General features: G+C 70.8%; 16 protein-coding genes. 15 read left to right on the plus strand and 1 reads right to left on the minus strand.

The window, feature by feature from the left end:
- Positions 1 to 100: 100 nt before the first annotated feature.
- The 12 genes from JGU66_25785 to JGU66_25840 all read left to right on the plus strand — a co-directional run bounded on the left by JGU66_25785 (position 101) and on the right by JGU66_25840 (position 19,302).
- Positions 101 to 3,052 (plus strand): choice-of-anchor D domain-containing protein, encoded by a 2,952-nt coding sequence (locus JGU66_25785; GenBank protein MBJ6764201.1) that lies wholly within the window; start codon positions 101 to 103, stop codon positions 3,050 to 3,052.
- Positions 3,053 to 3,238: 186 nt separating this feature from the next.
- Positions 3,239 to 3,562, plus strand: coding sequence for a hypothetical protein (locus JGU66_25790; protein MBJ6764202.1), 324 nt, complete (start codon positions 3,239 to 3,241; stop codon positions 3,560 to 3,562).
- Between the two features lie 100 nt (positions 3,563 to 3,662).
- Positions 3,663 to 6,116, plus strand: a complete 2,454-nt coding sequence (locus tag JGU66_25795) for a protein kinase (GenBank protein MBJ6764203.1) — start codon at positions 3,663 to 3,665, stop codon at positions 6,114 to 6,116.
- A 19-nt stretch (positions 6,117 to 6,135) separates the two neighbouring features.
- Entirely contained in the window at positions 6,136 to 8,640 is a 2,505-nt protein-coding gene (locus tag JGU66_25800) for a protein kinase (protein ID MBJ6764204.1), read from the plus strand.
- 208 nt (positions 8,641 to 8,848) lie between these two features.
- On the plus strand, positions 8,849 to 9,373 hold the full coding sequence (locus JGU66_25805) for a MerR family transcriptional regulator (protein MBJ6764205.1): 525 nt from the start codon (positions 8,849 to 8,851) through the stop codon (positions 9,371 to 9,373).
- 49 nt (positions 9,374 to 9,422) lie between these two features.
- Positions 9,423 to 9,911 carry a DNA-binding protein gene (locus tag JGU66_25810; protein MBJ6764206.1) on the plus strand — a complete coding sequence of 163 codons (489 nt, stop codon included), beginning with the start codon at positions 9,423 to 9,425 and terminating at the stop codon, positions 9,909 to 9,911.
- Positions 9,912 to 10,018: 107 nt separating this feature from the next.
- Positions 10,019 to 11,563, plus strand: a complete 1,545-nt coding sequence (gene purH / locus JGU66_25815) for a bifunctional phosphoribosylaminoimidazolecarboxamide formyltransferase/IMP cyclohydrolase (GenBank protein MBJ6764207.1) — start codon at positions 10,019 to 10,021, stop codon at positions 11,561 to 11,563.
- 4 nt (positions 11,564 to 11,567) lie between these two features.
- Positions 11,568 to 14,429 (plus strand): zinc-ribbon domain-containing protein, encoded by a 2,862-nt coding sequence (locus JGU66_25820; protein ID MBJ6764208.1) that lies wholly within the window; start codon positions 11,568 to 11,570, stop codon positions 14,427 to 14,429.
- A gap of 1 nt (position 14,430) precedes the next feature.
- Complete coding sequence (purD, locus tag JGU66_25825) at positions 14,431 to 15,690, plus strand: phosphoribosylamine--glycine ligase (GenBank protein ID MBJ6764209.1); 1,260 nt, start codon at positions 14,431 to 14,433, stop codon at positions 15,688 to 15,690.
- Positions 15,687 to 16,793 (plus strand): LptF/LptG family permease, encoded by a 1,107-nt coding sequence (locus tag JGU66_25830; GenBank protein MBJ6764210.1) that lies wholly within the window; start codon positions 15,687 to 15,689, stop codon positions 16,791 to 16,793. Before purD ends, JGU66_25830 begins: the two co-directional genes overlap by 4 nt.
- Entirely contained in the window at positions 16,790 to 17,905 is a 1,116-nt protein-coding gene (locus JGU66_25835) for an LptF/LptG family permease (GenBank protein ID MBJ6764211.1), read from the plus strand. Before JGU66_25830 ends, JGU66_25835 begins: the two co-directional genes overlap by 4 nt.
- Before the next feature lie 101 nt (positions 17,906 to 18,006).
- Complete coding sequence (locus JGU66_25840; GenBank protein MBJ6764212.1) at positions 18,007 to 19,302, plus strand: O-antigen ligase family protein; 1,296 nt, start codon at positions 18,007 to 18,009, stop codon at positions 19,300 to 19,302.
- An 8-nt stretch (positions 19,303 to 19,310) separates the two neighbouring features.
- Here JGU66_25840 and JGU66_25845 read toward each other — a convergent pair whose 3' ends face one another.
- Positions 19,311 to 20,372: a glycosyltransferase family 4 protein gene (locus tag JGU66_25845; GenBank protein ID MBJ6764213.1), complete on the minus strand. Its 1,062-nt coding sequence runs from the start codon at positions 20,370 to 20,372 to the stop codon at positions 19,311 to 19,313.
- A gap of 146 nt (positions 20,373 to 20,518) precedes the next feature.
- Here JGU66_25845 and JGU66_25850 point away from each other — a divergent pair, with 146 nt between their 5' ends.
- From JGU66_25850 to JGU66_25860, 3 genes are all read left to right on the plus strand, one after another.
- Positions 20,519 to 21,652, plus strand: coding sequence for a glycosyltransferase (locus tag JGU66_25850; GenBank protein ID MBJ6764214.1), 1,134 nt, complete (start codon positions 20,519 to 20,521; stop codon positions 21,650 to 21,652).
- 221 nt (positions 21,653 to 21,873) lie between these two features.
- Positions 21,874 to 23,268 carry an undecaprenyl-phosphate glucose phosphotransferase gene (locus JGU66_25855; protein ID MBJ6764215.1) on the plus strand — a complete coding sequence of 465 codons (1,395 nt, stop codon included), beginning with the start codon at positions 21,874 to 21,876 and terminating at the stop codon, positions 23,266 to 23,268.
- Between the two features lie 12 nt (positions 23,269 to 23,280).
- A complete protein-coding gene (locus tag JGU66_25860; GenBank protein ID MBJ6764216.1) occupies positions 23,281 to 23,739 on the plus strand; it encodes a GNAT family N-acetyltransferase in 459 nt (152 codons plus the stop codon).
- The last annotated feature ends 109 nt before the right edge of the window (positions 23,740 to 23,848 follow it).

Raw genomic sequence — 23,848 nt, forward strand, 5'->3', positions numbered from 1 at the left:
CCCGGCATGGGTGCCTAGCTTCGCCACCAGCTCCCCTTGACCTCCATGTATTGGGATGTCGGAGGGTAGGGGTGGGGACGGCGGGGAAGGGATGGGTGCCATGAAGGGGCGCTGGGGCTGGTGGGGCCTCGTGATGGTGGGGCTGGTGTGGGGGTGCGCGGATCGCGACCGCTCGACGCTGGCGGATGGGCGGCTGACGGCGACGCCCGGCGGGGTGGACTTCCAGCGGGTGGCCATTTTCGACGCGCGCGAAGCGGACGTGACGTTGCGCAACGTGGGGCGCGCGCGCGTCACCGTGAACGAAGCCTGGGTGGAGGGGCCGGATGGCTCGTACCTCGCGGGCTTCACGGACGATGGGCCGCACAGTCTGGCGCCAGGCCGCGATTGCACGCTGAAGGTCCGCTTCGCGCCGCAGGCCGCGGGCGGGCTGGCGGGCACGTTGGTGGTGCGCTCGGACACGCGGATGGAGCCGCTGCTGCGCATTCCCCTGTCGGGCGCGGGCGTGGACGCCTGGGCGCGCGTGTCTCCGACCCAGCTGGACTTCGGCCGCATCGAGGCGGAGTCCAGCAAGACGCTGGGCCTCCAGTTGGAGAATCCGACGGAGCTGGCGGTGGAGGTGACGCCGCGGGTGCTCGGCGCGGACAAGGATGAGTTCGCCGCCGCGCCGGTGACGGTGGGCCCGGGGGAGAAGACGGAGCTGCTGCTCACCTTCAACCCCGTGCGGGTGGGGCTCAAGCAGGTGGCGCTCGTGGTGGCGCCGTGTCACGGCTGCGCGGATGTGCCGGTGCTCATCGCGGCGGAGGCGCTCGAGCGGGCGGTGGTCGCCGAGCCGGAGGTGTTGGACTTTGGCCCGGTGCCGGTGGACCGCGACGCCAGGCGCGAGTCGCGGGTCCACAACATCAGCACGGAGCCGGTGACGCTCACCGCGCTCACCCTGGCGGGGATGGACCTGTCCTTCAGCCAGTCGAATCCAGGCTTCCCGCTCGTGCTCCAGCCAGGCGAGGTGCGGGGCTTCGAGCTGCGCTACAGCCCAGGCCACATGGGGCCCGCGGAGGACGAGGCGCTGTATCACGTCGACAGCAAGCGCCATCCCGAGCTGCCGGTGCAGCTCAAGGGCTATGGCGGCGCGGCCGAGCTGTGTGTTTCACCCGTCGCGTATGACTTTGGACCGCAGCCGCTCGGCTCGAAGACGCGGGTGCGTGTCAACGTGAAGAACTGCGGCGCGTCCAACGCGGGGCTGCTCACGCTCCAGGGGCTGGAGTGGCGGGCGGACCCGACGGGCGCTCCGCAGTTCAACCACACGCCGCTGAACCTGCCCTACACCCTGGCACCCGGCGCGGAGATCGACCTCGACGTGTTCTATGAGCCGCTGCGCGAGGGGCCGGCCTCGGGCTCGCTGGTGCTGACGACGGATGCGTTCTCGGCGGGCACGGTGCAGATGGACTTCCGTGGCACCGCCGAGCCGCATGCGCCCTGCGTGCTGGTGATGACGCCGCAGGAGCTGGACTTTGGCACCGTGCCGCCGGGGCAGGGCGCCGTGCTGGGCATCAAGCTGGAGAACCAGGGCACGGACCTGTGCCCGGTGAAGAACATCCGCCTCACGGACAACGCGGGCGGCGTGTTCGTCATGCCGGGCGGCGAGCTGTATGGCGGCATCCTGTATCCAGGAGACTGGTTCAGCTTCGAGGTGGCCTTCCTGTCGCCGCTGACGGGCGGGGACTTCACCGGCTCGCTCCAGATTGAGCAGATGGAGCCGGCGCGTCCGGTGCTGCACGTGCCGCTCAAGGCGCACTCGCAGATGGCGTGTCTGGTGGCGTCGCCGGGCTTCGTGGACTGGGGCATCGCGCGCAAGGACTGTCCGCCTCGGCCTCGCGAGGTGAACTACCTCAACGCCTGCGCGGCTCCCGTCGGGGTGCGCAACGTGTGGATTGGCCCGGGGACGACGGACTCGGAGTTCAAGCTGCTCGACCACCCCGCGCCGCCCACGTTCCAGTTGCAGCCTGGGGCCTCGTTCACGGTGGAGGTGGACTACGCCGCGCAGGTGCAGGGGATGAACCTGTCGCCCCTGTTCGTGGCCTCGGATGACTTGCCGGCGCCGTTGCTGGTGCCGCTCATCGGCGAGTCGTCCAACCGCACGGACAAGACGGACAGCTTCGTGCAGCAGGACGTGAGCAAGGTGGACGTGCTGTTCGTGGTGGACAACACCGCGTCCATGGTCGAGGAGCAGCCGCGGCTCAACTCCGCCATCCCGGCGTTCGTGGACGCGGCCCAGGGCAAGGGCGTGGACATGCACGTGGCGGTGACGACCACGGGCATCTCGCCGGTGTCGGGCGCGTGTCCGGGCGGAGCGCTGGGGGGGGAGGCGGGGCGCTTCTTCCCGGTGGACAACAGCGCGCCGCGCATCCTCACGAGCGCGATGCCGGACCTGGCCAAGCGGCTCCAGAACAACGTGCAGGTGGGGCAGTGCGCGCAGGTGGAGCAGGGCTTCGAGGCGATGCGGCGCGCGCTCAGCATCCCGCTGGTGAACAACGCGGATGATCCGCGCACGTCGCTGCCGGGCGATGGCAACGCGGGCTTCCTGCGCGACGAGGCGGCGCTGGTGGTGGTGTTCGTGGGCGACGAGGACGACCACTCGCCCGACGCGGTGGAGACCTATGTGCAGTGGGCGCACCAGCGAAAGGGCATCAATCAGCCTCAGCGCGCGACGTTCTACGCCATTGCTCCCACGGCGCAGGCCTGCGCCACCGCGGGCGGGGCGGGCACGCGCTACGCGGAGGCCACGGCGCGCACGGGCGGCGAGACGCTCAACATCTGCGCGGGGGACTACGCGCCGCTCTTGCGCACGGTGGCCAACAAGGCGTTCAGCGCGCAGGACCGGTTCCCGCTGAGCGACCTCCCGGATGCGGGCACCATCAAGGTCACGGTGGATGGGGTGCGCATGAACAATGGGTGGCATTACGACGGGGCGACCCACAGCGTCATCTTCACCCAGGTGCCTCCGCCCGGCGCGAAGGTGGACATCTCGTATCGGCGCTCGTGCGCGGCCCACTGAGGCGCGGCGCGAGTGTGAGGCACGCGAAGGGCCGGGAATCCGGCCTCGGACGTTCATGTCGGTCCCGGGTGCTACAGCTCTGCAGTCATCTGTGCGGATGACCAGAAAATTGGAGGACCTCTCGCGGTGAGTACCCTGAGCAGGTCCCTGCAGTCGCTGTCGAGGAGGCACCCGGTGAGCTCCCAGATGTCCGAAGGCAACTCGACGTCCCGAGCGGGCTTCCGCGCGGCCGGGCTTCGCGTCATCCGGGGCGAGGGCCAACGCAGAGAGGAGCCGCTCGCCTCCCGGGACGCCGTGGCGCGCGTGCTGATGGAGGCCGGCGCGGACATGCTCCTGCGGCGGATCTCCCCGGCCCGGGCCGGGGAAATCGAGCGCAAGGTGGATCGCATCCTGGACCTGTTCGACCGGGTGGATGCCGCGCCCGTCCTGATGCCGGTGCTCCGGCGCCACCTGGACGAGCTGGAAGCGCTGATGCGGGAGACCCGCGAGGTTCGCGCCGCCCGGCGCTAGTCGGCGGGTTGGGCGCAATCCACCCGCGCTGAGCGTCAGGGTGTTTGATTCCCCTGGCTGGGCCGCCTACGCTCGGGGGCCTTTCTCGCGCGGCCGGGCCGTGTCCATCGAAACCTACGGCAGCTACCAACTCCTCAAGCGGCTCGCCATGGGCGGGATGGCGCAGATCTACCTGGCGCGCCAGCAGGGCCCGGAGGGCTTCGAGAAGCTGTTGGTCCTCAAGCGGATCCTCCCGCACCTGACGGAGAACGCGGAGTTCGTCCGGATGTTCCTGGACGAGGCGCGCATCGCCGCTCGGCTCAACCACCCCAACGTGGTGCAGATCTTCAACCTGGGGGCGGAAGCGGACACGTACTTCATCGCCATGGAGTACATCCACGGCGCGGACGTGCGGCGCGTGTGGAAGCAGTCCGAGGCGGTAGGTCAGCCGCTGCCGGTCCCCCTGGCGTGTCGCATCCTCATCGAGGCGTGCGCGGGCCTGGACTACGCGCACAAGAAGGCGGACGCGGCGGGGCGGCCCTTGGGCATCGTCCACCGGGACGTGTCGCCGCAGAACATCCTCGTGACGTTCGAGGGTGGCGTGAAGGTGGTGGACTTCGGCATCGCCAAGGCGGCGGATCAGGCCACCGTCACGCGCTCCGGGGTGCTCAAGGGCAAGTACTCGTACATGTCCCCGGAGCAGGCCGCGGGGATGCGCGTGGATTGCCGCTCGGACGTGTTCGCGCTGGGCGTGGTGCTCTACGAGCTGCTCACGGGCGCGCGCCTCTTCAAGCGCCCCTCGGATCTGCAGACGCTGGCGGCGGTGGCCGAGTGCCAGGTGGCCGTGCCGTCGCAGGTGGCGCCGCGGGTGCCGCAGAGCCTGGATGCCATCGTGCTCAAGGCGCTCGCGAAGGAGCCCGAGGCTCGCTTCCAGGAGGCGCTGCACCTGCAGCTGGCGCTCGAGGACTGGCTGAGCCAGAACCGGCTGCCGTCCTCCACGGCGCACCTGGGCGCCTTCATGAAGGAGGCCTTCGCCGAGCGCCTGGCGGAGGAGTCGCGCGCGGGGGAGTTCCTCGTCGAGGATTCCGAGTCGGCGCCGTCCTCGGCCCGGGCTGATTCGGCCAGCCCCGCGCGGCGCACGGGCCTGAAGCCTTCGCTGCCGCCGAACACGGGGCGCTCGGAGAGCGAGCCCACCGCCACGCTGCGGCCGCGCACGGCCCACGCGAATCGTCCCAGCCGCCCGGAGCTGCGCCGCGATGAGCCCGAGGCCGAGCCGCCTCGCGCCTCCACGGGGACTCGGCGCGCGGTGGATCCGATCACCCCGGCTCGGGCCTCGCGGATGGTGCCCGCACAGCGGCTGGAGGGAGAGGGGCTGCCGGCCGCGGAGGCGCGTCCGTCTCGACCGGGGATGCCGCCGGTGGTGGAGGAGGATGCGCCCACCCTGGCGATGATGGAGCCCCGGGGCCTGAGCTTCCCACCGACGGCGCGGCCAGACCTCGAGGAGGACGAGGACGCGCCCACGGTGGATCATCGCGCCGCGTCCCGAAGCGCGACGGTGTCGCTGCGCCAGCCGCTGCGCCCCGCCGTGGAGGAGGACGCGCCCACGATGGATGCACGGGCGGTGGCGCGGCCTTCGCCCACCTCGTCGCGCGGTGTGCCCGCGGCGGACGCTGGACCCGTGGCCGAGCCTCGTGCGGCGTCGCGCTCGGGCGTGTCCATTGCCCGCGCGACTCCGGGGCCCGAGGCGCGGGTGTCTCGGGCGGGAGTGCCGGTGGCGGAGCCTGCTCCGGCTGTGAGTGGTCGCGGTCCTTCGCGCGTGTCCGTTCCGGCGATGCGGCCTGTTCCGCCGCGGACCGACACGCTCACGGAGCACGCGACGCTTTCGGTGACCGAGGGGTCGGCGCGTTCGAGCCGCGTGGGGCTGTGGGGAGGAATCGGCGCGGCGGTGGTGTTGGCGGCCCTCGCGTTGTGGCTGCTCTTGCGCCCTGATGCGGAGCCCGCTGCCACGGCGCCCCTGAACCCGCCCGCGCTGCGGCCGCCGCCTCCACCCGTGAGGACCCAGCCTCCGCCGGAGAAGGGCGCTGCGACGCAGGTGGCTCCCGCGACGAATGCGCCCGCTGTGACGCCTTCGCCGCAGGCCGCGCCCACTCCCGCGACGACCGTCGCAGCCGCCACGGCCCCCCAGGCTGCGGCCACCCCCGCGCCTGCTCCGCAGACTGCGCCCACGGCCGCGCCGAAGGAGACCACACCGCGCGAAGCGACTCCGCCGCGCGCTGTTGTGCCGGCTCGCCCTGAGTCAAAGCCGGCCGAGCCGCGCGCGACTCCCGCGCGCGAGGTGGTTCGCGGCGAGCCGAAGGGCGGCGATCGCATGGCGCTGGTTCGCTTCGTGGCCACGCCCTGGGCCGAGGTGAGCTGCAACGGGCGCAAGCTGGGCGAGACTCCCTTCAAGGAAGTGGAGCTGCGGGTGGGTACGTATGACTGCAAGTTCTCCAACCCCGAGCTGAAGCGGACCGTGAGCCGCCGCATCGAGGTTCGTCCCATCGACCTCAACGTGGTGAGCGTGAAGCTCGACTAGGCCCGCCTCGGATGCACGCGTGACGCTCGAAGCCGGAACCCGCATTGGGAAGTACGTCGTCCGCCGCAAGCTCGCCGAGGGCGGCATGGCGGAGATCTACCTGTGCACGGCCCGAGGACCGGAGGGCTTCGAGAAGGAAGTCGTCATCAAGCGCGTGCGCGCGTTCCTGGCGAGCGACTCCGAGTTCGTCCAGATGTTCATCGCCGAGGCGCGGCTGGCCTCGCGGCTGAACCACGCCAACGTGGTGCAGATCTTCGACTTCGATAAGCACGAGGACACGTACTACCTGGCCATGGAGTACGTGCGCGGCTGCTCGTTGTGGGAGCTGCGCAAGCGGTGCAAGGAGCAGCTCTCGCCCACCCCGCCGACGCTGGTGGCTCACATCGGCGCGGAGGTCGCTCGGGCATTGCACGCGGCACATCGCCTGAAGATCAACGGCGAGCACCTCCATCTGGTGCACCGCGATGTCACGCCGCACAACGTGCTCTTGTCCTTCGACGGCGCCGTGAAGCTGACGGACTTCGGCATCGCCAAGGCGGGCAACCGGCTGTCACAGCCGGGTGTCCTCAAGGGCAAGTTCGCGTACATGTCGCCCGAGCAGGCTCGGGGCGAGGCGGTGGACGCGCGCACGGACATCTTCGCCCTGGGCGTGGTGCTGTGGGAGATGCTCACCGGGGGCCGTCTGTTCGAGGGCGACTCCGAGGTGGCGGTGCTGCGCGCGGTGCAGCACTCCCTGATTCCGCCGCCCGCTCGGCTCAATCCCGACGTGCCCGCGGATCTCGATGCGGCAGTGATGCGAGCGCTCCATCGCGACCCTCAGGCGCGCTTCCAGACCGCGGCGGAGCTGGAGCGGGCGCTGGCCCAGAGCGCGCTTCAGCATGCGCGTTCGGTGGATGACACGAACGTGGGGATGTTCCTGCGCCGCCTCTTCCCCGAGGCCGCCACCTATGTGGCCCTGCCCGCGGTGCGCGACCGCTCTCACGTGGGGCAGGGTGGTGCGTCTGGGGGCGTGGAGTCTCCTGCTGTTCCCGTTGCGCGCGAGCCCACGGCGGTGATGCGGCCCGGTCGCGACCGTCCCCTCGCAGGGGAGCGACTCTCTCCAGACGAAGATGTGGATGCGGCCACGGTGGTGCTGCCTCGTCGTGAGGATGGCTCGCCGGAGCTTCCTCCCGCGGCAACGCCGATGATGCCGCTGCCCGCGGTGCGCCTGTCGGTGCGGCCCGCAGGGGCTGCGGTCCCCTCGCTGCCGCCCGTGGCCGCTCCGATCGCCGCGGTGCGGTCAGGCACGCCAGACGCAGCGTCCGCGGACCGAGGCGCCGCTGAGCGCGCACCTCGCGGCGAAGACGTGTCGACCATCTCAGTGCCGGCGTTGAGGGAAGGCGCGCACGGGGCCCTTGGCGCCGCGCCGGACGAGCTCGACGATGCCGATGCGCAGTCAGAACTCCCGCGCAGGTCCGTGGGGTCCGCCAAGCCGGTGGAACTCCCGCGTGGCGCGGATGCTTCGGCCGCACCGGTCCGACAGTCGAGTGAGGCGAGTGCATCCGCCGCACAGGCTGCGCAGGTCGGCAAGGGCAGCGCTGCGGCTGCGCAGGTTGCGCTCGCGGGTGGAGACAACGCTGCATCGGTGGCGTCGGGGCCCTCAAGCGGAGTCGCCGGTGTCGAGGGGAAGCCCGCGCTCCTGAATGGAGCAGGTGCCTCGGCTGCGCCGTCATCACGCCCCGGCGAAGTCGGCCCCAGCCGTGCGGATGGCGTGAGGACGGCCGGGCGAGCAGGGCACGCTTCCTCTGAAGGTGCTCTGGGAGCAGGCTCTGCCCATGTCGCGGCGAAGGGCCGCAAGGCGTGGCCTTGGGTAGGCGCGGGCGCACTTGGACTCGCGGGGCTCATCGGGTTCGTGGCCGTACCTCGGGCGCGCTCTTCGGAGGAGTCGCCGGTTGCGTCTCGCTCGGAGCCCGCCGCCACGTCTCCCTCGGTCGTCGCGAATCCGGCCGCCCAGCAGCCGATGACTCCCGGGCCTGCCCCGGCCGTCCCCGCCCAGGTCGGTAACGACTCGCGACAGGCGAATCCGCCTGAGTCCGCCCCCGTGGTCACGGCTCCTTCGGACACTGTTGCGCAACTGACGAAGCCCAGCGAGTCCGGCCCTGCCGTCCCCGCGCACAAAGGCGGCGACACGGGGCAGGTGAAGTCCGCCTCGGAGTCCGAGGTCGAGGTCGAGGGGCTCAAGCGCGAGGCGGCCCTCGCTGACGAGCCTCGGCGCCCGACCGTGCCACCTCCCACCGTGTCCTCCGCTCCTGCGGATGCGGGGGTGGTGGCCCTGGGGACCCTCAAGTTGAGGGCCTCGCCGTACGCCACCGTCTTCCTCGACGGGAAGCGGCTGGGCGAGGTCCAGGGCCTGGCGTCCTATCGCCTCGCCGCCGGCACCTACAAGCTCACCTTCGAACATCCGAGCGGCGCGAAGTCGCTCAGTGTCACCATCCCAGCCAACGGCTCCGTGTCGCGAGACTTCCGCGCCACCACTGGGCGCTGACCCCTTCGAACTTCACCGAGTCGTGACGCGAGCGTGAGCCCTCCGCCGCGCCGTTTCGTGCCGTCTCCAGCCGCGATCTGACTCGCTGCGTCGAGGCCCTTCTCGTCGCGTTCGCGCCGTCGCGCCCGCTCGGCGTTCGTCCTGGTCGACCTTGACACCGATGGGGCCGTTCTGGCACACATGCGCTCCATTCAGTAGGTTATATTCAATGGAATCCATGGAGTTGCTCGACCCCGACGAGCTCGAACGCATCGAGCGCGAAAACGCGGGGGGGCTGCCCGCGACGGCCATCCTGGAAATCTTTCGACCTCGGGGGGTTCGCCTCTCGGAGGCGACGTTTCGCAAGTACGTCCAGGCTGGCCTGCTACCGCGCAGCCGACGGGTGGGGCGCAAGGGCAAGCACCAGGGGAGCCTCGGGCTCTATCCGGTGGAAGCCGTGCGCCGCATCAATGTCATCAAGCGGATGATGGCGGAGGGGCACACCCTGGAGGACATCCGCCGCTCGTTCGTGTTTCACCGCAACCACATCGACCAGTTGGAGCGCGATCTGGCCGAGGTGCTCGATGGCTTTCAGGAGGAGCTGGGGGAGCGGAGCACGGCCGGGTCACACCGGCGTGTGCTCGAGGCGGAGTTGGCAACGCTGAGGCAAAGAGCGCAGGATCTGGTCCGGGATGTGGCCCGGCTAGGCAGCGCTGTCACGGCTCGCGAAGACGAAACGATCCGTTCGCAATAGAATGCCGGCCCCAGGGAACCGGATAGACTCCAAAGATTCTGGAGGGGACATGTCGGAAGTGAAGCAGCTAGAGGGCGATGGGGGAGAAGCGGAGGAGCAGCCCGCGGAGCGCCGTCGCTCCAAGACGATGTCGCGCAAGGAGATGGCCAGGGACCTGCGCCGTCGCCGGCTCGCGGGCCAGCTGGACCCGGAGGAGGGAGACCTCCTGAAGACCGTGGATGACGAGCGCCCGCGCACGCGCGCGGACTGCGTCAACGGCCCGCGTCCGTGCTTGTTCGTCTCCTGCAAGCACAACCTCTACTTGGACGTGAACCCCGAGACGGGCTCCATCAAGCTCAACTTCCCGGACAAGGAAATCTGGGAGCTCGAGCACACCTGCGCCCTGGACGTGGCGGAGAAGGGGGGCATCACGCTCGAGGAGGTGGGGGAGATCATGAACCTCACGCGCGAGCGCATCCGTCAGGTGGAGACGCGCGGGCTCATGAAGCTGCGCGAGGCCACCGAGACCGATCCTCCTGTGTCCGCTCGCAAGCCCTGAGGGGAGTCGAGCGTGATGTCGCCTGCGGACGGGTGTCCAACGTGTTGCGTTGACACCCTGGGGGGTGGTTGCTAGGACCGCCGCCTCCCGCAAACCGAGGCGCAGACGTGCTGGCCCTACTGAGCGTTTCCGATAAACGCGGTCTGGTTCCCTTTGCCCAAGGCCTGGTTCGGTTGGGCTTCCGCCTCCTGTCCACGGGAGGCACGCTGGAGACCTTGAAGGGCGCGGGAGTCCCCGCGACGCAGGTCTCCGAGCACACCCAGAGCCCCGAGATTCTTGGCGGCCGGGTGAAGACGCTGCATCCCCGCATCCACGGTGGACTCCTGGGGCGCCCCGACTTGGAGAGCGACCGGGCGGAGATGGCGGCGAATCGCATCGAGCCCATCTCCCTCGTGGCCGTGAACCTCTATCCGTTCCGCCAGACGGTGGCCTCGGGCGCGTCCGAGGACGCGATCATCGAGCAGATCGACATCGGCGGTCCGGCGATGGTTCGCGCGTCGGCGAAGAACTTCAAGCACGTCGCGGTGGTGGTGGATCCGGATGACTATCCGGCGGTGCTGGCCGAGCTGGAGGCGGGCAAGGCGGTGGGCGAGGCGACCCGTCGCCGCCTGATGCGCAAGGCCTTCGCGCACACCGCGGCCTACGACGCGTCCATCTCCGGGTGGCTGTCCTCGCAGGCGGGTGAGCCGTTCCCCGAGGAGCTGTCGCTCACGTTCGAGAAGGCCCAGGGTCTGCGCTACGGCGAGAACCCCCATCAGCGCGGCGCCTTCTACCGCGAGCGCCTGGCTCCGCCGGAGCCGACGGTGGCGTTCGCGAAGGTGCTCCAGGGCAAGGAGCTCTCGTACAACAACATCCTGGACCTGGACGCGGCGCTGGGCCTCGTCCTCGAGTTCCCCGAGCGCCCGTGCGCCGTCATCATCAAGCACAACACGCCGTGCGGCGTGGCGGTGGATGACTCGCTGGAGACGGCGTACCGCACCGCGCGCAAGGTGGACGAGGTGTCCGCGTTCGGCGGCATCGTCGCCCTCAACCGGGAGGTGGACGAGTCCGTGGCGAAGGCCATGGCGGAGACCTTCCTGGAGGCGGTCATCGCGCCGTCGTATTCGCCCGCCGCGCTCCAGGTGCTGGCGGCCAAGAAGAACCTGCGGCTCTTGGAGGCGGGCCCCGCGCTGGCGTCTCCCACGGCCCGTCCTCGGGCCCAGCTGGATGGACGCAGCGTGTCGGGCGGGCTGTTGCTGATGGACCGCGACGCCGTGGAGCCGCCGCTGGAGTGGAAGGTCGTCTCCAAGCGCGCGCCCACGCCGGACGAGGAGCGGGCGCTGCGCTTCGCGTGGAAGGTCTGCAAGCACGTGAAGAGCAACGCCATCGTCTTCGCGTCGGAGGCGCAGCTGTTGGCGCAGGGCGGCGGGCAGACGAACCGGGTGGACTCGGTGCGCATCGCCCAGTCCCGAGGGGGCGAGGCCCTCAAGGGGAGCGCCGTGGCCTCGGACGCCTTCTTCCCCTTCCGGGACGGACTCGACGCGGCGGCCCGAGCCGGGGCCACGGCCGTCATCCACCCAGGAGGTTCGGTGCGTGACGCGGAGGTTATCGCCGCCGCGGACGAACAGGGGATGGCCATGGTGGTGACGGGAGTGCGACACTTCCGCCACTGAATCCATGCGCATCGTCTGTCAGAAATGCGCGGCCGCCTACGCGATCGACGATCGGTTGATCTCGCCCAAGGGTGTCCGTGCCCAGTGCCCGCGCTGTCGGCACCTCCAGCTCGTGAAGCGAGACCCCACGGCTTCGTCCGCGGGGGCTCCGGCCCTCGGAGCCGAGCCTCGGAGCAGTCCCGACAACGCCGCCGCGCCCGCGTTGGGTGCCGAGCCTCGGAGCAGCGGAGGCGCCGCGCCACCCACGCTGAGCCCGGAGCCTCGCAGTGGTTCTCGGCCCGCGGCCGCGCCGGGTGCTCGGGCGGCTCCCGCGCCCCGTGCGGCTCCCCGGACTCCGGTGGCCAGCGCGGACCCGTTCGCTGACTTCGCCGCGCCGGCGCCTCAGGGGCCGGGGGCAGCACAGGTGGACCCGTTCGCGGACCTGGGCGTGCCGTCGTCTGCCGTGCCGTCGGGCGATCCCCTGCTCGACTTCCTGGGCCCGGCTCCGCAGGAACTGCCGCCCACGCCTGGCGCAGGGCGCACCGCGCCGGCGGTCGTCGTCTCGTTGGGCCAGCGGACTCCCGCTCCTGTTGCCGCCTCGCCGGCCCAGGCCGAGGCCACGTCGGGATGCCGCACGTGCGGCAAGCCGCTGACGGATCCGTTCGACCAGGCACTCGGCATGTGTGACGACTGTCGGCAGCGCGCGCCGGCGCCGTCGCCCGCGGTCGTCGCTCGCTCGGCGCCGGGGACGGACCTGGACCTGCCGCTGCTGTCGGCACCGGACGGCGAGGCGCCCTCGCTGAGCGTGGAGCCCCGGAGTGGCTCGCGGGCCGCTCCGGCGCCCGCGCTGGGCGCCGAGCCTCGCAGCGGTGCTCGGACCATCACGCGGACTTCTCACGTGGCGGTCGCGCCTGCGCGGGTGGCTCGGCTCGACTCGGGCCGCAGCAAGGGCCCGCTGGCGGCGCTCGTCGTCCTGTTGCTCGGTGCGGCGGGCGCGGGTGGGTACTTCTTCGTCCTGAAGCCGCGGCAGCTCGAGGCGGGGACGGTGGCGACGGCGGCGCGCTCCCAGGCGGTTCCCGAGGCCATCGAGGCGGCGCTGGGGCGATGGCGCCTCCAGTATCTGGACCTGTCGGGGACCAGCGATGCGCAGTACGCCGAGGGCGTGGCTCTGCTCGGACGAGAGCAGCGCCGCGCCTACGCGGAGGCGGAGGAGTCGTTCCAGCAGGCGCTGTTGTTGGACCCGCGCAACGACGCGGCCGTGGCGGGATATGTCCAGTCCGTGGCGCTCGGCCAGGGCGCGGGCATGGACGAAGCCACCTTCCAGGAGGCGCGCGGGCTGGTGGAGGCCGCGGAGGGCCGCACGGATCATCTGCCTGCGCTGCTGGTGGCCCACGCGAACCTGCTGCTCACGCGCTCGCGCCAGCCCGAACTGTGGGAGCGGGCGCGCACGCTGGCCGACTCGGTGCTGGCCCTGAAGACGGCCACGCCGGCGCAGAAGGCCGAGGCGTACCTGGTGCTGGGGCGCGCGTACCTGTCCACGTCGAAGGAGCTGGCTCGCGAGCGGTTCGACTCGGCGCTGGAGTTGGCGCCGGACCTCAAGCGCGTGCACTTCTACCGCGCGCTCGCGCACGAGGCCGCGGGCGAGTACTCGCTCGCGCTGGAGAAGCTGCGCAAGCGACTGGAGCTGGACCCCACGGACTGGGACAGCCTGGCGGCGCTCGCGCGCATCTACCAGGAAGTGGGCGAGCCGACCGAGGCGCGGCGGCTGTACGAGGCCCGCGTGAAGTCGCAGGCAGGAGACCTGCGGGCTCCGCTGGCGCTCGCGGTGCTGCGCTACCAGAGTGAAGGAAGTCCCGGCGCCGCGGCGCGCGAGCTTCGCTCCTTGCTGAAGGGCCGCGCTCGCTATGCCCCGCGAGAGGTCGCCGAGGTGCTCGCACACCTGGCGGCGGCGGAGCGGACGGCGGGCAATGCGGAAGCGGCGGCGAAGGCCGCCGACGAAGCCTTGGGCTTGATGCCCAACCTGCCCGAGGCGCATCTCCAGCTCCTGCTCGTCTCGCTGGGCCGCAAGGACGCGGCGAAGGCGCGGACGCACTGGAAGGCGTGCCAGGGACGTCTGGAGGACGGCGCGCTCGAGAAGCTCCTGGAGGGCCGCGTGCTGCTCCTGGAGAAGAAGCCCGCCGAGGCGCTGGAGCGCTTCCAGCAGTCGGTGGAGCTGGACGGCCGGCGACTGGACGCGAAGCTGCTGGCGGGCGTGGCGGCGGCGGCGGGTGGAACCCGACGGGATGAGACTTTCCGCATCCTCTTCCAGGCGCAGGACGGGGACCCGCAGCGGCTGGCACCTCGGCCCGCGGTGACGCGCTTCTGGCTGCGCCCCGAGGACACGCTGGAGGGCACGGAGGGTGTCATCCTCGCGCTCGGCGAGGGGCATCCGGAGGACGTGCGTCCCCTGCTGTACGAGGGCCTCCTGCGCTTCGAGCAGGGGGCGGTCGACGTGGCGGAGCGCCACTTCAAGGCCGTGCTCGAGGTCGACAGCAACAACGCGAACGCGCTGGCCTACCGCTCGCTCATCGCGCTGCGCGCGGGCAACGCGACGGCGGCGCGCAGCCTGGCGACGCAGGCCGTGACGGTGGGTCGGCAGCTTCCGGTGGCGCATCTGGCGCTGGGGCTCGCGCTGGCCGATGCGCGCCAGGTCGAGCCCGCCAAGCGTTCGCTGCGCGAGGCGCTCCGGTTGTCCCAGTCGCTGTTGACGGCCCAGGTGAAGCTGGCGGAGCTGGAGGCGGACACGCATCCGGCGACTTCGAGCGCGACGCTGCTGCGCGTGGTGGGGTTGGACGCGGAGAACCTCCCCGCCAAGCGCTTGCTCTATCTGTTGAACCAGCGAGGTTGACGTGAAGGTCCTGCTGCTTGGCTCGGGTGGACGTGAGCACGCGCTCGCGTGGAAGCTGTCCCAGAGCCCCCGGCTCACGAAGCTGCTGTGCGGTCCCGGCAACCCGGGGACCGCGCAGTTTGGCACCAACGTGCCGGTGAACGCCGAGTCCCCCGAGGCCGTCGTCGCCCTGGCGCGCGCGGAGAAGGTGGACCTGGTCGTGGTGGGGCCTGAGGCTCCGCTGGTCGCGGGCGTGGCGGATGCGCTCGAGGCTGCGGGCATCCCCTGCTTCGGCCCCGTGGCCGCCGCCGCGCGCATCGAGGGCTCCAAGGCCTTCGCGAAGGAGATCATGGCCGAGGCGGGCGTGCCCACCGCGGCCTTCCGCGTGTTCACGGACGTGGCCGAAGCCGAGGCCTACGCGGTCGCCCAGGGCCGCATCGTGGTGAAGGCGGACGGACTGGCTGCGGGCAAGGGCGTCATCGTGGCACCGGATGTCGAGACCGCTCGCGAGGGTGTGCGCGCGGTGGGGGCCATGGGCTCGGCGGGCCAGCGCATGGTCCTGGAGGAGTTGCTCGAGGGCGAGGAGGTGTCGCTCATGGCCCTGTGCGACGGCGAGCGCTACGTGCTCCTGCCCTTGTCGCAGGACCACAAGCGGGTGTGGGACGGTGACTCGGGCCCCAACACGGGCGGCATGGGCGCGTTCTGCCCCGTGCCTTTCCTCACGGGCGAAGCGCTCATCGAGGCCGGGGAGCGCGTCATCGCGCCCACGCTGGCGGCGCTGAAGGCGCGCGGGACGCCCCTTCGCGGCGTGCTCTACGCGGGGCTGATGCTGACGAAGAGCGGGCCCAAGGTGCTGGAGTTCAACGCGCGCTTCGGAGACCCGGAGACGCAGGTGCTGATGCTCCAGCTCGGCGAGGACCTGCTGCCGTTGCTCGATGCGTGTGCACGGGGGACGTTGGTGTCGCGCCCGCTGGTCCAGCGGCCCGGCGTGTCGGTGGGCGTGGTGATGGCGGCGGAGGGGTATCCCGAGGCGCCGCGCAAGGGGCAGCGCATCGACGGGCTCGGCGCGGTGCCGGCCGACGGCTTCGTGTTCCTCGCGGGCGTGGCTCAGAAGGACAGCGCGCTGGTGACGGCGGGTGGCCGGGTGCTCACGGTGTGCGCGCGAGGAGACGACCTCGTGCAGGCGCGTGAGCGGGCTTACGCGGCGGTGTCCGCGGTGCGCTTCGAGGGCATGCACTTCCGCTCGGACATTGGCGCGCGGGGGCTCCGGGCGAGTCCGTGAAGCTGCTCGCGCGATACCTGCTCCGGGAGCTGCTGGTCCCCCTCGCGGTGTGGCTGGCGTTCATGTTCCTGTTGCTCTTCGTCATGCAGTTCCTGCGCGGCACGGAGGTGCTGCTCGGATCCGCGGTGACGTTGGGGGACCTGGGCCGGCTCATCGCGTACCTGTCGCCGCACTTCCTGGTGATGGCGCTGCCCATCGCCTTCCTGCTGGCCATCCTGCTCGGATTGGGGCGGTTGGGTGAGGACCGGGAGCTGACCGCGCTCCAGGCCTTGGGGATTGGTCCGATGCAGTTGCTGGCGGCGCCGCTGGCCGTGGGCGTGGTGCTCAGCGCGCTCATGTGTCTGCTCACGTCCACCGCGGAGCCCTGGGGGCTCACCAGCGTGAAGGACCTGGTCAACGAGGTCATCCAGAAGAACGTCGCCGGCGACGTGAAGTCCGGCGTGTTCTACGAGGACCTGAGCGACCTGACGTTGTACGCGGAGCGAGTCACGCCTGGAGGCGCATGGACGAACGTCCTCCTCCATGACGACCGCGACCCGAGTGCCCCCCTGCTGGTTCTCGCGCACCGCGGGAAGGTCGGCGCGTCGAAAGGCGAGGGGCTCACCATCGCGCTGGAGGAGGGCGAGGTGCACCGCGCCAATCGCTCCTCGTCGGACTACAGCGTCGTCGGCTTCGAGCGGGCGGAGATGAACGTGGGCATCGGCGGCTCGCTGACGCGCCGCAATCGCTTCCGCTCGCCGAAGGAGGAGCTGACGCCCGTGGAGTTGATCGCCGCGGCCAAGGACGCGGAGGAGCGACAGGAGGATCCCAAGCCCTTCTTGATGGCGCTGCACAGCCGGCTGGGCAACGCGCTCGCGCCCGTGGCCTTCGCGCTGCTGGCCACGCCGCTCGCCATCGGGCGACGGCAGGCGGGGCGGGCTTGGGGCTACTTGCTCACGCTGGGCGGATACGTCCTGTACTACCTCCTGAGCCGCGCGTTCGAGCAGCTGGGGCAGCAGGGGAAGATGCCGGTGCTGCTGTCAGGGCAGCTCGCCAACGTGCTGTTCATGGTGCTGGGCGTGGTGGCGATGGTGCGCGTGAGTCGCTCGGGGACGGTGCGGTGAGGGGCACGCTCTTCGGCTACGTGTTGCGCACGTACCTGCTCAGCTTCGTGGGCATCCTGGCGGGCGTGGTGGCGGTGTTCCTCGTCGTGGACTTCGTCGACCGGGCGAAGGCGTATGGCGGCGAGGGCTGGGTGTGGGACGTGATGAAGCTGTACGGCTACAAGGGGCTGGTGTCCGTGCAGCAGCTCGGGCCCGCGGCGCTGCTCTTGGCCGCCGGGACCACGGTGTCGTCGCTGCGCAAGCGAGGCGAGGTGACGGCGATGCGCGCGCTCACCTTCGGTCCCTCGGCGCTCTACGTCCCGATTGGCGTGTGTGCCCTGGTGGCGTGCGTGGGGCTGGTGTTCTTCGAGGAGAACGTGGCCACGCATGCCGGGCGCCGCGTGGATGACATCACCACCCAGCGCTTCAATCGCTGGGGCGACTGGGGCCTGTACTACACGCCGAAGCAGTGGTTCCGCCGGGGCGATCAGATCTTCTTCCTGCGGGGCGGTGATGCGCAGGGCGGCTTCGACAATGTCTCCGTCCTCACGCTCACGAAGGACTTCCGCCTGCGCAGTCGCCTGGACGCGGCCCACATGCAATCCGTGGACGGCACGCGCTGGGAGCTGACGGACGTCATCGAGCGCTCCTTCACGGACGACGGGCGCACGCAGGTTCGTCAGGACGCGTCCCGCGAGGTGGACCTGGGCGTGGGCGCGCGCACCTTCCGCATTCGTCCGGGGCGGCCCGAGCAGATGCGGGTGCGCGAGCTGCGGGAGCAGGTGGTGGCGCGCGCGGAGGTGGGGTTGGACACGCGCCAGTACGAACTCGCCATGCACAACCGCTTCGCCTACTCGCTGGCAGGGCTGCCTGCCGCGTTGCTGGCCGTGGGCCTGGCGCTGCGCACGAATCGCCGAGGGCACCTGACCGCGGCCATCGTCGAGGGGCTGCTCATCACCGTGGCGATGTGGGGCATCATCGTCATCTGCCGCACGCTGGTGCTCTCGGAGCGGTTGGCTCCCCCGGTGGCCGCGTGGATGCCCATGTTCTTGTTGTCCGTGGCCGCCGCCACTTTGTGGCTGCGCGGCGAGGGCTGGGTCCACCTCCCGCGTCGCTGGTTCGCCCTGCGCTAGGGCGCCCCTTCCTGCCTTCTGTCAGGGGGACTTCACGACATCCGCGACGACGGCCGGCGGTGAGGTAGCCTGCGCGGCGCCTCGCGTGGGTGAGGCCCGCCATGAACCCTGAACACCTTCGTCACTCCAGCGCTCGTCTGGGTCGCCTCGTCTCCTGTGTCCTGGGCCTGTATGCGGTGGGGCTCGTCCTCGCCGAAGCCGTGCTCCAGGCCGGCGCGGTGTTGAGCATGGCGGTGGCACTCTGGCTCGCGGTGTCACGTCGCCTGCGGCTCCCGTCGGATGTTCGCGCTTTCGTCCTGGCCAGCGTGGCGTTGTGCGGATGGCAGCTCGTGTCCCCTGCGGTGGCGTTGATGACGGGCGCGGCCTCGAAGTGGCCTCGCGGCGCGCGCTATGGCCAGGCGCTGGACACGGTGGCGGGTGCGGCGGTGGCGTGCGTGGGCACGTTGGGCGTGCCATGGCTCATGCTCGCGGGCATCGTCGCGGGGGGCTGGCTGGTGGCGGCGGCGCTTGGCTTCTTCCAGCACCGCGTGCGCTGGCCATGGGAGCCGCCTGGGTTCCTCAAGCTCAACCTGTCTCGCCTGCATGAGAACTTCGGCACGGAGGAGGAGCCGCGCTACGCGGCCGGAGGCTTCTTCTTCCATCGCCTGCGCTTCGCGCACGGAGCCATCGCCGCGCTGGGGCCGGCCCTGGCCGTGCTGGGGGAGGCGCGCTCCTTGCGACGCCGCCTGCTCGCGGGCGCGGTGGTGATGGGCCTGCTTCTCTCGCTCTACGGTGCATTCGCGCGAGCGGCACTCGGCGCGGCGTTGGGCGTGTGCGTGCTGGCGCTGCTGCTCCTCCTTCGAGGTACGCCCCGTCGCGCGGGCCTGTTGGTGGCCGTGGCGTTGGTGGTCGCCGTGGCGGTGACCCCCGCGTGGCGCGAGCGCTTCGCCAAGGCCGTGGACAACCTGTTCGGCAGCGGCGAGCGCTCGCTGGCGATGTCCGTGGGCTGGCAGCTCGTGCGCGAGCATCCGTGGGTGGGCGTGGGCTTCGGCAACCACAAGCCGGCGGCCCTCGCGACGCAGGCCGAGACGGGCATCACGGACCTCCTGGCCACGGACTCCCACAACCTGTGGCTGACGGCTTGGGCGGAGACGGGGCTCGTGGGCCTGCTGTTGCTCGTGCTGATGCACGGGCTCCTGGCGCGCGCGCTGGTTCGCAGGCACCGCGCGGGCTCGCTGGCGGCCACGGGCGCGCTGCTGTCCTTCGTCGGCTTCCACGTGCTGGCGCTGGTGCACTACCTGCCGTTCCACCCCAGCGTGCACCTGTCGTTCATGTTCGTCTGGGGGCTGGGACTGGCCGACGGCAGCGAGGTGCTGCGCGGCGAGGTCCACCCGGAGACGGACGTCCCCCGCGCCTAGCGGAGGCCTCAGCCCTGCGGGGTCGCGAGCGCGCGTCGGTAGGTCGCCAGCGTGCGCACCGCGCAGTCGTCCCAGGTGAAGCGCGCGGCGCGCTCGCGTCCCAGCTCGATGAGTTCGCGCCGTTGGACCTCGTCCCGGAGGATGCGCAGCGTGGCGTCCTTCCAGGCCTGGGCGTCATCCGGAGGCAGGCGCACCGCGGCGTTCCCCACCACTTCGGGAAGGGAGGTCGCGTCCGCCACGAGCGCGGGGCAGCCCGTGGCCATGGCCTCCAGCGCGGGCAGGCCGAAGCCCTCGTACTTCGAGGGCAGCAGGAGCGCCGCCGCCGCGCCGTAGAACAGCGGCATGTCGGACTCGGGCAACTCCTCCAGGTCCACGACGTTCTCGTGCAGTCCCAGCTCATGCGCCACCGCGCCGCGGCCCGCCAGGAGCACCACGGGCACGGGCAGCTCGGGGGCGACGTGCTGGAGGAGGGCGAGGTTCTTGTGCGCCTTGGCGTTGCCCACCGCGGCCACGTAGCGGGCCGGCAGCTCGTGGCGCTCGCGGAATGCCCGCGCCTCGCTGGCGGACGGGGGCTGGAAGCGCGCGTCCACGCCGTTGTGGATGACCTGGATGCGATACGGCGACAGGCTCAGGTGACGCGCGAGTTCGTCCCGCGAGAACTCGGACACGGTGAGGAGCGCGGAGGCCCGGCGCGCCCGAGGGCCGACGACCGCGCGGTAGTAGATGGCCTGGGCCGGCGAGTAGTTCTCCGGCAGCGCGACGTGGTTGGCGTCATGCAGCGTGGCGACCAGCGGACCGCGCCACAGCAGGGGCAGCGAGAACGACGTCGCGTGGAACAGCCGGGGCGACAGGCGCGCCAGGTCCGCCGCCAGGGCGGGCTGCTCCCAGGGCGAGAGGAACCCCGCCAGCGCGCGGTGCACGGGCATCCGCGGTGTCAGCTCGCCCAGGTCCGTGGGCAGACCCTCGGGTGGCGCGAGTGCGGCGAAGTGCAGGTCCGGGGCGAGCGCGGGCAGGCGCCGCGCCAGCTCCAGCGCGTAGCGCGCGATGCCATGCAAGCGGCCGCGCACCATGCGCAGGTCGATGAGGAGGGTGGCCACACGTCCGGCCTACCACACGGCGGGCGCTCCTGGCGCGTCACGTGCCCCGCGAGCGGACAGGCGACCTTGGGGCGGGAAGGGCGGCGCGGCGCGTCTGTGGGTGCTACAAGGCGCGCCCCGTGAAGGTCGCCCTCGTCCACGACTGGCTCGTCACCCACCGCGGCGGAGAGCGCGTCCTCGACGCCCTCTGCGAGCTGTACCCCGACGCGGACCTGTACACCCTCGTCCATCAGCCCGGCAGCCAGCCGCCGCGCATCGAGGAGCGACGCATCATCACGTCCTTCCTCCAGCACATCCCGGGCATCCACGCGCGCTACCGGCACTTCCTCCCGCTGTTCCCCCGCGCCATCGAGTCCCTCCGGCTGGAGGGCCGCTATGACCTGGTCCTCTCCTCCAGCCACTGCGTGGCCAAGGGCCTGAGGCACCCGAGCGATGTGCCCCACCTGAGCTACGTGCACGCGCCCATGCGGTACATGTGGGATCTCTTCGACGACTACTTCGGCCCGGGTCGAGCGAGCGTGCCCGTGCGCGCCGCGGCCAGAGCGGTGCGCCCGTACCTCCAGCGGTGGGATCGCACCACGGCGGCGGGCGTGGACCGCTTCGTCGCGAACAGCCGCCACATCGCCGGGAAGATCCGTCGCTTCTGGGGCCGCGAGGCCTCCGTCGTTCATCCGCCCGTGGAGCTGGAGCGCTTCACACGCCTCCCGCTCGAGGGCGGAGGGCAGGGGGGCTACTTCCTGTGGCTCGGGGCGTTCGCGCCCTACAAGCGGCTCGACGTGGCGCTGGAGGCCTTCCGCCACCTGGACACGCCCCTGTGGGTGGTGGGCACCGGCCAGGAGGCCGCGCGCCTCACGTCCGGACCGCTGCCGCCGCACATCCGCTTCCTCGGCTCCGTGCCGGACGAGGCCCTGCCGACCCTCTATCGCGATGCGCGCGCGCTCATCTTCACGCCGGAGGAGGACTTCGGAATCACCCCCCTGGAGGCCCAGGCGACCGGCCGCCCCGTCCTCGCGCTCGGGCGGGGTGGGGCGCTGGAGACCGTGACCGACCGCACCGGCCTGTTCTTCTCCGAGCAGACCCCCGAGGCGCTCATCGACACCGTGCACCGCTTCGCCGCCTGGGAGCCCGGCTTCCGTCCGGAGGCTGCCCGCGCGCAAGCCGAGCGCTTCTCCCGCGCGAGCTTTCAGCGAGGCATCCAGGCCGAGGTCGAGGCGCTCCGAGCCAAAGTGTCCACGCGCCCCCCAACGGTGTGACAAGGCTGTCCGTCCCCTCCCCAACTTCCCGAGGGTCCCCCGTCATCCCTCACGCTCCGTGCGAGTCGTTCGTCCGGCCAACCTATTGGTTTCACGACGAACGGCATGCTAGGAGGCCCTGCGTATCCGGGCTGTCCAGGAAATGACGGCCCGACGGCCCCAGGGTGTGGGTCTTGCAGGGGGGCAGGCCACTCAAACGGTTTGTTCCCGGGAGCACAGAAGTGTTCGGTCGTCTCCAGCGCTTCTACACGTCCATCAAGGTCGCCGCCGACGTGGTGATGCTCGCGTTGGCGTTCGGGCTTGCCTACGTCACGCGCTTCTCCGGGGTGGTGCCCATCACCGAGGGCATCCCGCCGTGGGACGAGACGCTCGTCTCGCTGACCATGGTGCTCGTCATCTTCCCGGTGACGTTCCAGCAGGCTCGGCTGTACGCGACGAACCGCTCGCGCACGAACGTGGGCGAGCTGTTCGAACTCTTCAAGGCCACCATCACCGCCACCCTCATCCTGGTGGCGCTGACGTACTTCGCGCGAGAGCGGTACTCGCGCCTGACGCTGGCCATCTTCGTCCTCTACGCCTTCATCTTCATCTCGCTGTCGCGCCTGGCCTTCCGGCTGGTGCTGAGCGAGGTGCGTCGGCGCGGCTTCAACCTCAAGTCCATCCTCGTCATCGGCGCGGGAGAGCTGGGCCACCGCGTGATTGAGACGGTGGAGGGCCACCGCGAGCTGGGCTTCCGCGTGACGGGCCTGCTGACGCTGCGCCCGGAGAAGGTGGGGCAGTGGGTCAACGGCGTGCAGGTCGTTGGCCACGTGGCCGAAGTGGACGCGGTGCTGGATGCGCGGCCGGTGGATCAGGTCATCATCGCGGTGCCGCTGGAGGACCAGGCGCACGTCAAGCCGCTGATGGAGCAGCTGGCGCTGCGCACGGTGGACGTGAAGGTGGTGCCGGACCTGTACCAGTACATCACGCTGTACGGCGGGCTGGAGGAGTTCGGCGGGCTTCCCATCATCAGCCTCCAGGGCGACCCGATGGATGGCTGGAGCCGCGTGGCCAAGCGCGCCTTCGACATCCTCTTCTCCCTGCTGGCCATCATGCTGAGCGGGCCGCTGATGCTGCTGACGGCGTTCGCGGTGAAGCTGACCAGCCGCGGCCCGGTGCTCTACCGCCAGGAGCGCATGGGGATGGATGGGCAAACCTTCCCCATCCTCAAGTTCCGCACGATGCGCATCGACGCGGAGGTGCAGGGCGCGACGATGGCCCGCGCGGATGATCCGCGGCGCACGCCCATCGGGACGTTCCTGCGCAAGTACTCCATCGACGAGCTGCCCCAGTTCTTCAACGTGCTGCGCGGCGACATGAGCCTCGTGGGTCCCCGCCCCGAGCGCCCTGTGTTCATCGAGGAGTTCAAGCGCCAGATTCCGCGCTACCACCTGCGGCACAAGGTGAAGGCGGGCATCACCGGCTGGGCGCAGGTCAACGGCCTGCGCGGCCAGACCTCCATTCAAAAGCGCATCGAGTACGACCTCTATTATATCGAGAACTGGTCGCTGCTCATGGACCTGAAGATCCTCCTGCGGACCGCGCTGGGGGGCTTCTTGTCGAAGAACGCCTACTGACGGAGTCGCGGGATGCAGACCCAGGAGTGGACGCGGGACGGCTTTGTCATCAGCACGGACCGCGCACGGGTTGACGTGGAGCGGGTGCACCAGTTCCTCCAGACGTCCTACTGGGCGGCGGGCATTCCGCTGGAAGTGGTGCGGCGTGCCTGCGCAAACTCGCTGCCGTTCGGGGTGTACGCGCAAGACACCGGCGAGCTGGTGGGCTTTGCTCGCGTGATGACGGACTTCGCCACGTTCGCGTACATCGCGGACGTGTTCGTCTCCGAGTCCACCCGAGGCCATGGGTTGGGGAAGTGGCTGATGACCTGCATCATGGCCCACCCCGAGCTGCAGGGCTTGCGGCGGTGGCTGCTGGCCACCCGGGATGCCCACGGGCTGTATGCGCAGTCCGGGTTCACACCCCTGGCCCATCCCTCGACCTTCATGGAGGTCAACACGCCGGACATCTACCGGCGCGGCCCTCGCTGAGCCCAAGCGGATTCGCGTGCTCGGAGTGTTCGTGATTTCACGTCGAGCGTACCCCGGGTGGTGAGGCTGTGCCCCGCCCGGACCAATGGGGCCAGTACCGGACGGCGGA

The organism is Myxococcaceae bacterium JPH2 (assembly GCA_016458225.1).
In the GTDB taxonomy this organism is placed as follows: Bacteria; Myxococcota; Myxococcia; order Myxococcales; family Myxococcaceae; genus Citreicoccus.